We start from the raw sequence: 15157 nt of genomic DNA on the forward strand, positions 1-15157 counted from the left end.
GCCTCAGAGTGAAAGTCGCCAGCTCTAACTTCCAGCTCTTCCAGTTCCAGCCGCATCACCGTACGAAGGTGCAATCGTCGCACGCGGCTGCGTGACGCCATGCTCGACGAGGCGAGATTGCAACGCGCGTCGGACGGCTCAGGGAGGGGTTGGGAGCATGGCTCGATATAGCAAAACGTTGCATGATTAGGCCGAAAATCAACGGGCGGTACGTGACTTGCTGCTCATGGCGCGCATGAGCCGGAGCCACCAGCGAGCTGGAAGGGCGGAAGCGTCGCGTGCAAACCGGCGCGACCAGGTCGAGGTGCGCTCGCTGGTGACATTTTTTGCGCTTCTCTCGGGGTTTATCGCCACTTTGGTCCTGCGCGCACACATGCTCGCAGCGCCCGTCCAGCAGCCGGCTCTAGCCGCCGCGGCCGCCGGAGTCCATCCGGTGGCCCTCACGACTGCCAATCCGGCGTCACATTTCTGACGCTCCCGCCGCATCCGTAAGGCCCGCCACGCGCTTGGTGCGTGGAGGGCCTTATCGGGTTAAGCGCTCGCGGCGCGCCGATCGGTTTTGGTAAGCTTCGCGCACGGGCGCCGTCGCGCGCCGGACCGATCTTCAAGAGGAACTTGAGAATGGCAGAGACGCTGGATCAGGACGTTATTGAAGCGGTGCGCCGCTTCGTCGAGCGCGACGTTATCCCGGTCGCTTCGGAGCTCGAGCACAAGGACGAATATCCGCATGCGTTGGTCGCGAAGATGCGCGAGCTGGGCCTGTTCGGCGCCACGATACCGGCGGAGTACGGAGGGCTGGGGCTGAGCTTCGTCAGCTATGCGCGGCTGATGGCAGAGCTGTCGCGTGGATGGATGAGTCTGGCGGGCGTCATCAACAGCCACCTGATCATGGCCTACATCGTCACGCACCACGGCACCGACGAGCAGCGGCAGCGGTTTTTGCCCGCGATGGCGGCGGGCGAGAAGCGTGGCGGCCTGGGGTTGACTGAGCCGCACGCGGGCAGCGACGTCCAGTCGATTCGCACGACTGCGGCGCGCCATGGCGACAGCTACGTGCTCAGCGGCAGCAAAATGTTCATCACCAACGCCCGCTACGGCACGATGCTCGCCGTCGCGGCCAAGACCGATCCCAAGGCCAAGCCCGTCTACGCCGGAATCAGCATGTTCGCGGTGGAAAAAAGCGAGCGCGGGCCGAACGTCAGCCGCAACTTGAAGAAGCTCGGCTACAAGGGAATCGATACCTGCGAGGTGCTCTTCGAGGAGCTCGACGTTCCGGCCGACAACCTGATCGGCGGCAAGGAAGGCCAGGGCTTCAAGCAGGTGATGAGCGCGCTGGAGGTTGGGCGGATTAACGTCGCCGCGCGCGCGGTCGGCGTCGGCCAAGCGGCCTTCGAGAGCGCGATCCGTTACGCTCAGCAGCGGACCACCTTCGGCAAACCGATCTGTGAACATCAGGCGGTGCAGTTGATGCTGGCCGATATGGGCACGCGGCTGGAGGCGGCGCGCCTGATGGTCGAGAGCGCAGCGCAGAAGAAGGACGCAGGCGTGCGCTGCGACGTCGAGGCCGGGATGGCCAAGCTGTTCGCCTCCGAGGCATGCGCGAAGATTTCGCTCGATGCAATGCGAGTGTTGGGGGGCTACGGCTTCACGGTCGAGTTTCCGGTCGAGCGTTACTATCGCGATGCGCCGCTGATGATGATCGGCGAGGGGACCAACGAGATCCAGGCGCTGGTTATCGCGCGCGGCCTGCTCGGTCGCCATCGCATCTAGTACCTGCCAGCGGTGCGCAACGTCCACTGTTGCGCGCCGGCCGCCATTTTTTTGCCGCTGCGCGGATGAGAAATCCGTGCGCGGCGCGATCTTCTCTTGCGGCCTGCCTTTTGCTGCGAGAAATCGCCAAGGAACTCCCTCGACTCGTGCCAGGAGGCTCGGTGGTTCAGCGATGGTTGCTGGAGGGGCTGCGGGGTTTGCTGCTTGTCGGAGGACGCGAGTCTTCAACGGGGGGCCGGCCGGTCGAGGGGTTCCGCGCATCGTGATGCGCCGGAGCGGGAGCGAGAGCCAGGGCGTTGGGGCAACATTTGTTCGCTTGCATCCTTGCACGGCTGCGGAGCGCTCCGCGGATATTGGGGCTGTTGCTGACCGGATCGATGGCGCTCGCTGTTGCCCGTCCGTGGGCTGACAGCGCATCGGCCGGGACGCCGGGTGCGGCCCACGCAACTGCGACGGCATACTCGCACGCTGCGGCGCTGGCGGAGGCGCCGCCGCTGCTAACACGGGAGCCCCTGCGGCGCAGGCAAATTATCGCGGGCCGCGCCGGCCGCGCCGATGAGCACATAATTGTCAACTTCAGCGCGCTCGCCGCGCAGGAAGCGCGCGGGCTTTATCCGCGTCCCGCGCGCTACTATCCGATACCGCCGCAACCCAATCCGTTCGAGCCGCGCCCCGCGATGCCGGCGCCGGCCGCGCGCACGCGCCGCCGCCGCGCGACGCCCGCGCCCCGGGTGAACGCCGGCGGTGCGCTGGCCAGCTTTCCCGGCCTGGGCGACAACGACACCGTGATTCCGCCCGACACCGACGGCGCGGTCGGGCCTAATCATCTGGTGGTCGCGCTCAACAACCAGATCCGGATCCAGACGCGCGCCGGAGTGACAATCAGCACGGTCAACCAGATCACATTCTGGGGCAGCCTGGGGGTGAACAGCGTCTTCGACCCGCGGGTGGAATACGACCCATCCGGGCAGCGCTGGATTATGATCGTGGCGGCCGACGAGCAGAGCGTGGTTGCTGCGATCCTGGTCGCCGTTTCGCGCACCAGCAATCCCACCGGCGCGTGGAATCTCTACAAGGTCAGGGTCGATCCCGCCGGACTTTTATGGGCCGACTTTCCGATCCTTGGCTTCAACCGCAAGTGGATCGTGGTCACCGCCAACCTGTTCACAATCAGTGGGACTTTCTTCCAGCACTCGAACATCTACGCCTTCTCCAAGGCCGACCTCTACGGCGGCGGCTCCGGGCTGTACACGAGGTTCTCGGATAACACCGGCGGCTTCTCGATGACTCCGGCGGAAACATACGACGAGAGCCTCGACACGCTCTACCTGACCGAGTCGTGGAGCTCCGGTACGGGGCGGCTTCGGATCAGCACGATCACCGGCGCTGTCGGCTCCGAGCTTCTTACCGTCTCGGTCGCTTTCCCGACCGCGGCGCAGACCTGGCAGGCAGTCGAGCCTACTCTTAACTTCGCTCCACAGCTCGGCTCGGCGCATCTCATCGACCTCGACGACGACCGCCTGGACTGGTCGATTTACCGCAGCGGTTCGATCTGGACTGCGCAGACGATCTTTCTGCCCACCAAGCCGGCCACGGTGACGCGCGCGGCTGTGCAGTGGTGGCAGATCTCGGCCGCTCCGGGGAGTCTTGGCACGATCCAACAGGTCGGGCGGATTGACGATCCGACCGGCGCGAAGTTCTTCGCCTATCCGTCGGTCGGCGTCAATCGCGATAGTGACGCGATGGTGGGCTACTCGCGCTTTTCCGCCACGCAATATCCCAGCGCCGACTACGCATGGCGGATGAGCGAGGATCCGGCCGGAACTTTGCGCTCCGATACGGTACTCAAGGCCGGCGAGGCTCCCTACTTCAAGGACTTCGGCAGCGGCGACAATCGGTGGGGCGACTTCAGTGCGACCGTGGTCGATCCCGTGGGCGATTTCGACCTGTGGACGCTTCAGGAGTATGCGGCGGCGGACAACAAGTGGGGCACCTGGTGGGGATCGCTCTCTCCCGTTGAAGGCACTGCAACTCCCACTCCATCACCCACGCCGACACCGACCCCGACCCCGACCCCGACCCCGACGCCGACTCCGACGCCCACCAAGACGCCAACACCGACAGCTACGCCGACGCGCACTCCCACACCCACTCCGACACCTATGCCGACGCCGTCCCCGACTCCTACGCCGAGCCCCACGCCGACCCCATCGCCAACTCCGACGCCAACTCCGACGCCAACTCCGATTCCTACGCCGACGCCGACTCCCGGATTGACGATCGGGGCAACGAGCTTGCCCAGCGGGCGCGTCGGGGTCTTCTACTTCGCGTCGCTACAGGTAAGCGGTGGCGTTCCCCCATACGTGGCGATTGTCAGCGCGGGTGCATTGCCGCGCGGGCTTTCGCTTAACAGCTTCAGCGGCCAGATAAGCGGCACGCCGTCGCGGCAGGGAACTTCCGGCTTCACCGTGCGCGTGGCCGACAGCGCCGGCGATTCGGTGAGCCGGAGCTTTCAGATTGTGATAACGCAATAGCGGAAATCGCGCGGCGGACGAGGCGGGATCAGGACATGCGCCGAATTGCGGCGAGCCGGCGCGACATCGCGGACGGTGCTGCCAGATTCGACCTGCCCGCCAGTGGTGGTATGTCTGCGACTTCGGCCGCCAGCCGCGCCGCGACGGCGCCGGTCGCCCCGGTCGCGAAAACGCGATCCCACAACGCCGAGGTGACTCCGTAGAATCGTGTCGGCGCGCGGTAGTGATGAATCAGATGGCGCGTGCGCAGTCGCGCCTCGACGCGGCAGCAGGGCGCGCAGAAATGGAGCCGGTAGTGCAGCGCCTCATAGCCGGCGAACCCCGCGAGGAGACCGCCGTAGATGAGGCTGAAGGCGCGCGCGCCGCATGCGACACCGATCAGCAACGGCGCCAACGCCGGCAACCATGCGCCGAGCGCGAAGACCGCATGCGGGTCCCGATGGTGAACGGCGTGGATCGGAGTTACGAAAGTCGCGAACCGATGGCCCATCCAGCCGTGAATCGCGTACTCGACCAGCGTCCAGGCAAACAACCCCCCCGCCATCAATCCCAAATCGCTGAGCGCCGCCACGGCAATATGCTATGGCCGGACGCGGAGCCCGCGCAACGCGCTCTCACAACTGGCGGCGAGGCCGTCCGGCTGCGGCGAGGTGACGGGCATGCGCGCGGCACAGGGGGCGTTTTCTTGAGCCGGCTTTTCTGGTTTACTGGACTGCGAACCGTGAGGGAGTTCGTTCATATTGGACGCGATGTGCCCTGCCGGGCGGCGAATCGCTGCGCGGGGGCTTGAATTTAACCCATCCCCCATCGTCTTAATCCCCGTAGAATTGGCTCGCACGGCCCGGTGGACATCAACCATGTCGTCACCAGGAGGACTGCATGCTTAAGAAGATCGCCGCGGTGTCCTGCGGCGTGCTTTTGGGAATCGTAATCGCGTTCGCGCGCGCGGGAGCCTTTCCGTTCTGGAACTCCAGTTCGCAGGAGCAGTCCCAAACCAAGCCGGCGCCGGCCAACAAGGCCCCCGGCAACCTGGCGCAGGCCAGTTCCAATCCCGAACCCGCTCCCCCCAATCAGCCCGAGCCCAACGAAGCCGGCGTTCCGATTCACTCCTTCGCTCCGCTGGTCAAACGCGTGATGCCCTCAGTGGTCAACGTCAGCGTGGTCCAGGAGGTCAAGAGCGCAGGGATGCCGTTTGGCAGTCCGGGCGATCCGGGTGAGGGCGAAGGACCCGGTGGACCGGGCGGACCCGAAGGTGGGCCAGGCCCGAGCCCTTTCGGGCCGTTCGGCCAGCAGAATCCATTCGAACAGTTCCGTCGCTTCTTTGGTCAAATCCCGCGCGAGTACAAGCAACACGGACTCGGCTCGGGCGTGATCGTTTCGCCCGACGGCTATATCCTGACCAACAACCACGTCGTCGGGCGCGCGGATTCGATCCATGTGCGCCTGCTCGACAAGCGCGAGTTCACCGCCAAGGTCGTGGGCAAGGATCCCAAGACCGACTTGGCGCTGATCAAGATCGACACCAAGCAGCCGCTGCCGGTGGCGATCCTCGGCGATTCCAACACGGCGCAGATCGGCGACTGGGTGATCGCGATCGGCAGCCCGTTCGGCTTCACCTCGACCGTTACTGCCGGAATCATCAGTGCCAAGGGACGCGCGCTGGGCGGCAACTACGACGACTTCATCCAGACCGACGCCTCCATCAATCCTGGGAACTCTGGCGGCCCGCTCTTCAACACCAAGGGCCAGGTGATCGGCATCAACACCGCGATCTACTCCAGCACCGGCAGCAACGCCGGGATCGGCTTTGCGATTCCCGTCAACTTGGCCAAGCAGGTGATGGAGCAGCTCAAGGAGCATGGACGCGTAATCCGCGGATGGCTGGGTGTTGAGATCCAGGAGGTGACTCCTGATCTTGCGCAGTCGTTCAACCTGCCCAAGCCCGAGGGCGCCTTGGTCGCCAACGTCGAGAAGGACGGCCCTGCGCTCAAGGCCGGCATCCAGCGTGGCGATATCATCGTCGAGTTCAACGGCCATCCGGTGCAGGACGAGCATCAACTGCCCGAACTGGTGGCGCAGACGCCGATCGGCACCACGGTGCCGGTAGTGGTGATTCGCGGCGGCAAGCGCGTAACCTTGCACGCCAAGGTCGGCGAGCTCAAGGAAGAGCAGCTGGCGAGCGCCAAGTCGGAGGAGCCGGGCTCGAACTGGGGCCTCCAGGTGCAAGCGATCACCCCTGAGATTGCCAACCAGCTCAACCTCAGCAGCACCAAGGGGGTCGTCGTGCGCGGCGTGCAGCCCGACAGTCCGGCGGCCGACGCGGGTATCCAGCCCGGCGACGTCGTGCTCGAGGTTAATCATGCGAAGGTTAACTCGGTGGACGACTTCCTATCCGCAGCCAAGCAAGCCAAGAAGGACAAGAAGTCGACGCTGCTGTTGGTCGCGCGCGGCAATTCCACGATGTACACGGTGATCAAGCCGGCGTCTTGAGCCGCCGGCCGATCGGCAGCGCAATCCTGTAACGGCGCGGCGGGCGGGGTCCGAAAGGGTCCTGCCCGTCGCTTGTCATTTGCGCCGCCGCTCGCGATCTTCTTCAGCAGCTCATCCGCGCTTCAGCGCGAGATGGCCTGCGTGATGCCGATAGCGATTGATTGCGACGTTCTGATTGCGGGCGCCGGGCCGGCGGGGCTGTCCGCGGCGTTGCATCTGCTGCGCCGCCGGCCGGAACTGGCCGGACGCGTTGTTGCGCTCGAGAAGCGCCGCCATCCGCGGCTCAAAGTCTGTGCTGGCGGGCTCATCCCGCGCGCGATGCTGTCGTTGGCCGCGCTCGGACTGGAGCTCGGTGTGCCGGCGCTCGAGGTCCGCTCAGGTGTGGCGCGGACTCCGGCCGGAGATATCTCGGTCCGCCGTCCAGACGCGATGTGTACGATCGTCAGGCGCGACGAGTTCGACGCGTGGCTGGCCGAAAGCGCGCGCCGCGCCGGACTGAGGCTGATCGAAGAGTGCGCCGTGCGCGGCGTGCGGCTGCCAGGGAATGTGAGTCCGGGAGCGGGCGCGGCCCACATCGAGACGTCGCAGGGTGCGCTGCGCGCGCGATTCGTGATCGGCGCGGACGGCTCGGGCAGCCGCGTGCGGCGCGCGCTATTCGGCGAGCGCAAGGATACGGTGGGGCGCGCCCTGATGGCCGACGTCGCGGCTGACCCGGACGACGCCCGCGAGTTCCGCGACTCGATGTACCGCTTCTGCTTTCGATGCGTCGAGGCTGGAATTCACGGCTACGCATGGTCGTTCCCGTGTCTGATCGATGGCCGGCCGCATCTCAACGTCGGCATCTACGACCAGCATCCCGCGCACGGCGCGGCGTCTTCGCCGCACGGCGCGCCGGCAAAGCCGCCGCTCGCCGAAGCGCTGGCCGCGGCGTTTCCCGAGTTGGCGCGCCGGCTTTGCGAGGACGGTGCGACGCTCCGCGCGTTTCCAATCCGATGGTTCGACGCGAGCGAGCGCTTCGCCGCCGGCCCCGTGATGCTGGCGGGCGACGCGGCCGGCGTCGATCCGCTGATGGGCGAGGGTATCTCGTGCGCGCTCGAGCACGGCCAGATGGCGGCGGCAGCTATCGCGCGCGCGCTCGACGGCGACGCTGGAGCGATCGCGAACTATGATCGCGAGGTGCGCGCGGGCGCGCTCGGCCGCAAGCTTGGCCGCCTGGCGTTCGCCGCGCGTCGCTTCTACGGCCCGCGCCATCGGCTGTACTTCGCGCTTACGCGGCTTTCGCGCCGCGCGCAGGAGTTGGGCGCCGACTGGTACAACGGCGCCGCTCGGCTCGACGAGATGTCGGTCGCGGGCGCGCTCAGACGCTGGGCGCGAGCGGTTCTATTCGGCGCGCCCCTGCGGTAGGATTCGCTCACAACCCGAGGCGTCCGCCGGCGCGCGCGCCTGCGCGGGCAACGGGGTGGGTTCGCGGAATTGCGATGGCACAGCGGCGGCAGCGGCGGGGCAAGCGGCGCAGGCGTCCCAAGCTGTTTCTGCTCGCGATGCTGGCGCTGCTGGCCGCGGGCTTCTTCACCCGCCGGGTGCTGGCGCCGCGCGCCTTTCAGCTTCTGACGCGTCGTTCGCCATCACCGGCCTCCGCACATCCGGCGGTCGGCCAGACCGGGCCCGTACAGCAGAGTCCCGGCGAGACGTTGAGCGAGTCGGAACGGCGCGCGCTCGAGCGGGTCTTGCGCGAGCACAACAGGTGAGCGCGGTGGCGGCGTGGCTACAGATGGCCGACGATCTCGGGTTCAAGCTTGAGCTCGCGCATCCGCCCGCGCGCGTCGTCTCGCTGGTTCCAAGCTGGAGCGAAACGCTGTTCGCGATCGATGCCGGCCAGATGCTCGTGGGGGTGACACGCTTTTGCGTGTCGCCGGCCGAGCCCCTCGCCCATGTTTCCAAAGTTGGCGGCACTAAGAACCCCAACCTGCGCGAGATTGTCGCGCTCAAACCCGACCTCGTGATCGCCAACGCGGAGGAGAACCGGCGCGAGGATATAGAGCGCCTGCGCGAGGAGGGCGTTGCGGTCCTTACGACCTACCCGCGTACGGTGCCGGGCGCGGTGGAATCGATTCTGCGTATCGGCCGCGCGCTCGACCGCGAGGCGCAGGCTTCGGCACTTGCGCGCGAGGTCGCGCTTACGGTGAGCGGAATCGAGGCGGGTCTCGGCGTGTGGAGCAAGCTTCGGTTGCGGGTCTTCTGCCCGATTTGGAAGAAGCCGTGGATGGCGTTCAATGCTGACACCTATGCGCATGACGTGTTGCGCATGATGGGTTTCAACAATATCTACGCGGCCGCGGGCGAGCGCTATCCGCGCACCACGCTGGCCGAGGCGATCGAGCGCCGGCCCGACGTCGTGCTGCTGCCCGACGAACCCTACGAGTTCGACGCCGCCGACGTCGAAGAGCTGAAGGCTGAATTGCCGCCCGCGCTGGGGCGCCGCGTAATGATCATCAGCGGGCGCGACCTGCACTGGTACGGCGTGCACATGGTCGAGGGACTGCGCGCGCTCAACGAGCGGCTGGCGCGTTTGCGCGCCGCGGTGTTGTGAGCGTGCGTGCCGCGCGCGTCTGGCGCCGCGGGCGCGACCCGCAGCCGGGACGTTTGCGCCGGGATCGCAAACGATTTAAAGAAAGTACGGCGCGTCGGAGAAGGCCGCGGCCGCAGGCGCGCGGGCCGCGCGCCCCGCGCATTGCCAGGGAGAAAAACGCACGCGTATGGCTTCAATCGCTCCGCTTACCGGGATCAAGGTTCTCGATCTGACCAAGCTCGCACCGGGTCCCCATTGCACGATGATCCTCGGCGACCTCGGCGCCGACATTATCAAGGTCGAGGAGCCCGGCCCGCCGACTGGACGGCGTGCCGAGCAGGCGGGCGCCGCCGGGGCGGTGCGCCGGCCGCCGACCGGACTCGGGCCGTACAACGCGCTGGGACGCAACAAGCGGTCGATCGGGCTCAACCTCAAGAGCGGCCCGGGGCGCGAGGTTTATCTACGCCTGGCGCAGCGCGCCGACGTGGTGGTCGAGGAATTCCGCCCGGGCGTCGCCAAGCGGCTGGGAATTGGCTACGAAACGCTCTCTGCGCGCAATCCGCGACTGGTGTACTGCGCGGTGACCGGCTTCGGGCAGACCGGGCCGTATCGCAACTACGTCGGCCACGACCTGAACTACATCGCCCAGGCCGGCGCGCTCTCGATGATCGGGCGCAAGGACCAGCCGCCGACGATTCCGCAGAATTTGCTCGCCGACTACGCCGGCGGTGGCCTGCACGCGGCGATCGGCGTGCTCGCCGCGCTGCTCGCGCGCCATCAGACCGGCCGTGGCCAGTACGTGGACATCGCGATGCTCGACGGCACGATGCTGCTGATCGCGCAGGCTATCTCCAACCATTTCGGCAAGGGATGGATTCCGCGGCGCGGCGCGACCACGCTCGACGGCTCGGCGCCGTGGTACAACCTGTACCTCACCAAGGACGACAGATACATCACGATCGGTTCGGTTGAGCCATGGTTCTACGCCAATCTGTGCCGTGCGCTCGGCACCGAGGAATACCTCGAGGACCAGCACAACCGCGAGAAGTACGAGGAGATGAAGACGCGCTTCGCCGAGATCTTCCGTACGCGGACGCGCGACGAGTGGTTCGAGATCCTGACCAAGGCGGACATCTGTGTGGGCCGGATGCTGACGCTTGACGAGCTTGCGCACGATCCGCAGATCCGCGCGCGCAACATGGTAGTCGAGGTCGAGGCCCCGGGCGGCGAAAAGATCAAGCAGGTAGGCATCTCGGTCAAGCTCTCCGACACGCCAGGCTCGATTCGTTCGCTCGCGCCCAAGCCCGGACAGCATACCGAGGAGATCATGATCGACCTCGGCTACAGCGAACGCGATATCGAACGCTGGCGCGCCGAAGGCGCAATCAAGTAACGGTGCGCGCCGCCTCAGGGAGCATCCGATGGCCGAACTGCCGCTGACCTTTATTCGCGGGCCGCACGAGCCGCTGTTGATTGACCGCGCCGAGGGCGTCTGGCTGTACACGCGCGACGGGCGCCGGATCCTCGACGCCGCGGCGGGCGCGGTGGTGGTCAATATCGGCCAGGCGCGCGAGGAGGTCGCGCAAGTCGTGGCCGACGAGGTGCGCCGGGTCAACTACGTCGTTCCACTGTGGTCCACGCCCGAACGCCAGCGCCTGGTCGAGCGGCTCGCGCGCTGGACGCCGCCCGGGCTCAACCGCTTCTTCTTCACCTCCGGCGGCTCGGAAGCAATCGAGGCGGCGCTGAAGTTCGCCCTGATGTACCACAAGGTGCACGGACGCCCGAGCCGCACCAAAATCATCGCACGCCAGTCCTCCTACCATGGCAACACGTTGGCGGCGCTGTCGGCGGGCGGCAGCCTACGCCGCGCTGACTACGAGCACGTGCTGTTCGACTGGCCGAAGATCGGTCCCTCGTACTGCTACCGATGCGCGTGGGGCAAGAACTATCCCGGATGCGATATCGACTGCGCCACCGCGCTGGAGCAAGAAATCGAGCGTCACGGCGCGGACTCGATCGCGGCGTTCATCGCGGAGCCGATGATGGGTTCGGGCGGCGGCGCGGTGCCGCCAGTCAAGGAGTACTGGCCGCGAATCGCCGAGATCTGCGCGCGCCACGGTGTGCTGTTGATCGCCGACGAAGTGATGACCGGCTTCGGTCGCACCGGCCGGCGCTTCGCCGTTGACCATTGGGACATCCGGCCCGACGTCCTGGTGGGCGGCAAGGGGCTGACCGGGGGCTACCTGCCGATGGGAATGATCGCGGTCAAGGAGAGCCTGGTCGAGGCGGCCGAGCAGCGGGGCGCGGATTTCATGTTCTACACCTACAGCTCTCATCCGACGGCCTGCGCGGTTGCCGACAAGGTGCTGGAGATCATGGAGCGCGAGCACCTGGTCGAGCGTTCAGCCGAGGTCGGCGCGCGGCTCGGCGCGCAGCTCAAGGAGGAGCTTTCGGGCCATCCGCTGGTCGGCGACATCCGCGGCGCTGGGCTATTCTGGGGCGTCGAGATGGTGCGCGACAAGGCCTCGCGCGCGCCCTATCCGGCGGCGGCGAAGCTGACCAACCGGGTGGTCGCGGCGGCGCTCAAGCGCGGACTGTTCGTCTATCCGTCAACCGGGATGGCGCGTCCGGGCGGCGACGCGGTGATGATCACCCCGCCGCTGACCATCGGCCAGGGCGAAATCGACTTCATCGTAAGCACGCTGCGCGCAACGCTCGACGACGTCCACCCGGCCCTTCAGTAGAGGGCGCGAGCGAGCGGCCGACCGCCAGACCGGCTCTTGCGGCAGCGCGCGCTTTTACCTTGGATCATAGGGCGGGCGCGCGCCTCGCAAAGGAGACGCTATGGCGGACATTATCGGTCCCACCTCGCATTATTTCTATTCGCAGCGGCTCAAGCTCCATTACGTGGACTGGGGCAACACCGAGGCACCGATGGCGATCCTGGTCCACGGCGGGCGCGATCATTGCCGCAACTGGGACTGGGTCGCACTCGACCTGCGGCGCTACTTCCACGTGATCGCGCCCGACTTGCGCGGTCACGGCGACTCCGACTGGGCGATCGGCGGGAGCTACGCGATGGTCGATCACGTGCTCGACCTTCATCAGTTGATCAACGCGGTCGCGACCGATCCGATCGTGCTCATCGGCCATTCGCTCGGCGCGGGCGTCGCGCTCCAGCACGCGGGCGTGTTCCCCGACCAGGTGCGCGCAGTGGTCGCGATCGAAGGGCTGGGTCCGCCGGCCGCGATGATCCGCGAGACGCCGGCGTACGAGCGCATGGAGCACTGGGTTGGCGACATGCGTGCGCTCGCCCAGCGCAAACCGCGCGAGTACTCCAACATCGAGCAGGCGCTGGAACGGATGCGCGTCGCCAACCCGCATCTGACGCCCGAGCAGGCGCGCCATCTGACCATCCACGGCGTCCGCCGCAACGAGAACGGCACCTATTCGTGGAAATTCGACAATTACACCCGCGCGCACTCGCCATACCTGTTCAATCTCAAAGACGCGACCGAGATCTGGAGCCAGATCCGCTGTCCGACGCTGCTGGTCCGGGGTGACGAATCGTGGGCGGGCGATTGGGAGCGCGACGGGCGGCTCAACGCGTTCCGCACCGCCGAGCTGGTGACGATCCGCAACGCCGGCCACTGGGTCCATCACGACCGCCTCGACGAATTCCTGGCGGTCGTGCATCGCTTCCTCGGCCTGTAGGGCGGACGCGGTCGGCGGCAGGATGGCGGAGGCGGCGGAAGCACAGGGAGTGGCTGCGCGGATGGCGCGGCCGCTGGCGCTGCGTTCGGATGAGGCGCGTTACGCGCAGCTCATCGTACTGGCCGGGATCGTCGGTGTGCTCGGCGCGCTCGGCAATCTGGGCTTTCGCGCTCTAATCCGGTTCTTTTCGTGGCTGTTTCTCACGCTCGAATGGGGAGCGCTGGGAATCGCGCACGGCCGCTGGACGCTCGCCCTAGTGCCGATTGTGCTGCTGACCGGCGGCGTGAGCATGATCCTGCTCGACCGGATGTTCCCTGGCGACGTGTTGGGCTACGGCTTTCCGAATTTCCTCGAGATGGTCAACCTTGGCAGCGCGCGGATCAAGCGCCGCTGGATCGTGCTCAAGGCGCTGGGTGCGGCGCTGTCGCTGGGATGCGGCGCGTCGGTCGGGCGCGAAGGTCCGATCGCGCAGATTGGCGGCGCGATCGGGTCGGCGATCGCGCAACTGCGCCGTCTGCCCGCCGACCGTGCCAAGGTCCTGGTGGCAGCGGGCGCGGGCGCCGGGATTGCGACCACGTTCAACGCGCCGATGGGCGGGTTGATGTTCGCCCAAGAGATCGTGCTGCTCGGCGAGAGCGAGATGGGCAATCTGACCCTGCTGCTGGTGGCGACGCTCAGCGGCGTGGTCGTCTCGCGCGCGCTGACCGGCAACGGTGCGGTCTTTCAGACTCCGACCTTCCTGCTGCGCAGCTACTGGGAGCTGCTGTCGTACGCTGCAATGGGCGTGGTGCTGGGGGTGCTGGCCGCCGTCTACATCCGCTTCTTCCACGCGGTCGCGGCCCGCTTCCGCGCGCTCAAGGTGCCGCAGTGGGTGCGTCTGGCCGCCGGCCTGTTCGTCGTCGGGCTGGTCGCGATTCCGATGCCGCAGAACCTTTCCGACGGCTATCCGGTGATCAACCTTGCGATGGCGGGCGAGTTCGGGCTCCGTTTGACGCTGGCGTTGACGGTTGCCAAGTTCTTCACCAGCAGCGTGTCGCTCGGCTGCGGCGCGCCGGGCGGTGTCTTCGGACCGACGTTCTTCATCGGCACCATGGCGGGAGCGACGTGCCAGCGCGCGTTTGCCAGCCTGGCGCCGCATCTGACTGGCCCGCGCGGCTCCTACGCGCTGGTCGGCCTCGGCACGTTCTTGGCGGGCGTAACTCACGCGCCGCTGACGGCGCTCTTCCTGCTTTTCGAGATGACGCAGAACATCGCGGTTACGCTACCCGCGATGATCGCGGTGGTGGTTGCGCTGGTGGTCGCCCGCGCTGTCGAGCGCGAATCGATCGACACCTACCGCCTGGCGCGCGAAGGCAAGACGCTGGAGATTGGCAAAGAACGCCTGGTGCTTACCCAGATCCCGGTCGAGAGCGTGATGACGCGAGAGGCGGCTGTGGTTGACGCGGGCGCGATGCTCGCCGAAGTCCTGCACGCCGCGGGCGAGACGTCGCAGGCGACCCTGCCGGTGGTTGACGCGGCGCGCAACCTGCTGGGGCTGATCGTGACCCGCGATCTGCTCGCTACGCTCGCCGCGCAGGCCGACGTCGCCGGACTCGTCAATGCATTCGACATCTGCCGACGCAACTGCCCGGTCGTCACCCCCGAGGCCAACCTCGACGAAGCGGCACGTCTGATGGAATCGGAAGATCTCGACGAGCTGCCGGTGGTCGAAGATCTTCCCGGCGTGCACGGCCATCGCGTGGTCGGGCTGGTGTCGCGCAAGGAGATCGCGCAGGTGCTCAATCGGATGACAGTGTCGCTCTCGGCGCTGGCCAACACCGGCACCAGCATCTTCTGGGCGACCGGCTACCAGTTGATGCGGATAACCGTGCCCCTTGCCGCGCACGGCCGGACGATGATCGATCTCGCGCCGCGCGCGCGTTTCGGCGTAAGCGTGCTTGCGGTGCAGGACGGTGCCGAGCCCGACAGCGGCTTCGTCCCAATCACACCCGACCGCAAGCTGCACCAGGGCGACACGGTGATGGCGGCGGGGCGTCCGGCCGATTTGCGCAACTTCGTCCGCGCGCTGGAAGGGATGTGA

The 15157-nt window shown here is 66.9% G+C and carries 11 protein-coding genes; 10 read left to right on the forward strand and 1 reads right to left on the reverse strand.

Annotated features, from left to right (window positions below; all coding sequences use genetic code 11):
* The first annotated feature begins 621 nt into the window (after positions 1-621).
* Positions 622-1770, forward strand: coding sequence for an acyl-CoA dehydrogenase family protein (locus VFB33_14890; protein ID HZO82979.1), 1149 nt, complete (start codon positions 622-624; stop codon positions 1768-1770).
* Positions 1771-2132: 362 nt separating this feature from the next.
* Positions 2133-4304, forward strand: a complete 2172-nt coding sequence (locus VFB33_14895) for an Ig domain-containing protein (protein ID HZO82980.1) — start codon at positions 2133-2135, stop codon at positions 4302-4304.
* 28 nt (positions 4305-4332) lie between these two features.
* Here VFB33_14895 and VFB33_14900 read toward each other — a convergent pair whose 3' ends face one another.
* Positions 4333-4875: a sterol desaturase family protein gene (locus VFB33_14900; protein ID HZO82981.1), complete on the reverse strand. Its 543-nt coding sequence runs from the start codon at positions 4873-4875 to the stop codon at positions 4333-4335.
* Positions 4876-5183: 308 nt separating this feature from the next.
* Here VFB33_14900 and VFB33_14905 point away from each other — a divergent pair, with 308 nt between their 5' ends.
* The 8 genes from VFB33_14905 (at position 5184) to VFB33_14940 (ending at position 15157) form a co-directional block, all read left to right on the forward strand.
* Positions 5184-6794, forward strand: a complete 1611-nt coding sequence (locus tag VFB33_14905; GenBank protein ID HZO82982.1) for a DegQ family serine endoprotease — start codon at positions 5184-5186, stop codon at positions 6792-6794.
* Between the two features lie 144 nt (positions 6795-6938).
* The gene (locus VFB33_14910; protein ID HZO82983.1) at positions 6939-8198 is read left to right on the forward strand and encodes an FAD-dependent monooxygenase; all 1260 of its coding nucleotides are present in this window, start codon (positions 6939-6941) and stop codon (positions 8196-8198) included.
* 74 nt (positions 8199-8272) lie between these two features.
* Positions 8273-8542 (forward strand): hypothetical protein, encoded by a 270-nt coding sequence (locus VFB33_14915; protein ID HZO82984.1) that lies wholly within the window; start codon positions 8273-8275, stop codon positions 8540-8542.
* Positions 8543-8547: 5 nt separating this feature from the next.
* Complete coding sequence (locus tag VFB33_14920; protein HZO82985.1) at positions 8548-9384, forward strand: helical backbone metal receptor; 837 nt, start codon at positions 8548-8550, stop codon at positions 9382-9384.
* Between the two features lie 166 nt (positions 9385-9550).
* Positions 9551-10756: a CaiB/BaiF CoA-transferase family protein gene (locus VFB33_14925; GenBank protein ID HZO82986.1), complete on the forward strand. Its 1206-nt coding sequence runs from the start codon at positions 9551-9553 to the stop codon at positions 10754-10756.
* A 28-nt stretch (positions 10757-10784) separates the two neighbouring features.
* Positions 10785-12107, forward strand: a complete 1323-nt coding sequence (locus VFB33_14930; protein HZO82987.1) for an aspartate aminotransferase family protein — start codon at positions 10785-10787, stop codon at positions 12105-12107.
* 100 nt (positions 12108-12207) lie between these two features.
* Positions 12208-13077, forward strand: coding sequence for an alpha/beta hydrolase (locus tag VFB33_14935; protein HZO82988.1), 870 nt, complete (start codon positions 12208-12210; stop codon positions 13075-13077).
* Between the two features lie 22 nt (positions 13078-13099).
* Entirely contained in the window at positions 13100-15157 is a 2058-nt protein-coding gene (locus VFB33_14940) for a chloride channel protein (protein ID HZO82989.1), read from the forward strand.

The organism is Candidatus Binataceae bacterium (assembly GCA_035650475.1).
Taxonomy (GTDB): domain Bacteria; phylum Desulfobacterota; class Binatia; order Binatales; family Binataceae; genus JAKAVN01.

Excerpts from the sequence above, each read along its gene's own strand:
- VFB33_14935 (HZO82988.1), top strand. The coding sequence starts at position 12,208 with ATGGCGGACATTATCGGTCCCACCTCGCATTATTTCTATTCGCAGCGG.
- VFB33_14925 (HZO82986.1), top strand. The coding sequence starts at position 9,551 with ATGGCTTCAATCGCTCCGCTTACCGGGATCAAGGTTCTCGATCTGACC.
- VFB33_14905 (HZO82982.1), top strand. The coding sequence starts at position 5,184 with ATGCTTAAGAAGATCGCCGCGGTGTCCTGCGGCGTGCTTTTGGGAATC.
- VFB33_14930 (HZO82987.1), top strand. The coding sequence starts at position 10,785 with ATGGCCGAACTGCCGCTGACCTTTATTCGCGGGCCGCACGAGCCGCTG.
- VFB33_14915 (HZO82984.1), top strand. The coding sequence starts at position 8,273 with ATGGCACAGCGGCGGCAGCGGCGGGGCAAGCGGCGCAGGCGTCCCAAG.
- VFB33_14890 (HZO82979.1), top strand. The coding sequence starts at position 622 with ATGGCAGAGACGCTGGATCAGGACGTTATTGAAGCGGTGCGCCGCTTC.
- VFB33_14910 (HZO82983.1), top strand. The coding sequence starts at position 6,939 with ATGCCGATAGCGATTGATTGCGACGTTCTGATTGCGGGCGCCGGGCCG.
- VFB33_14940 (HZO82989.1), top strand. The coding sequence starts at position 13,100 with ATGGCGGAGGCGGCGGAAGCACAGGGAGTGGCTGCGCGGATGGCGCGG.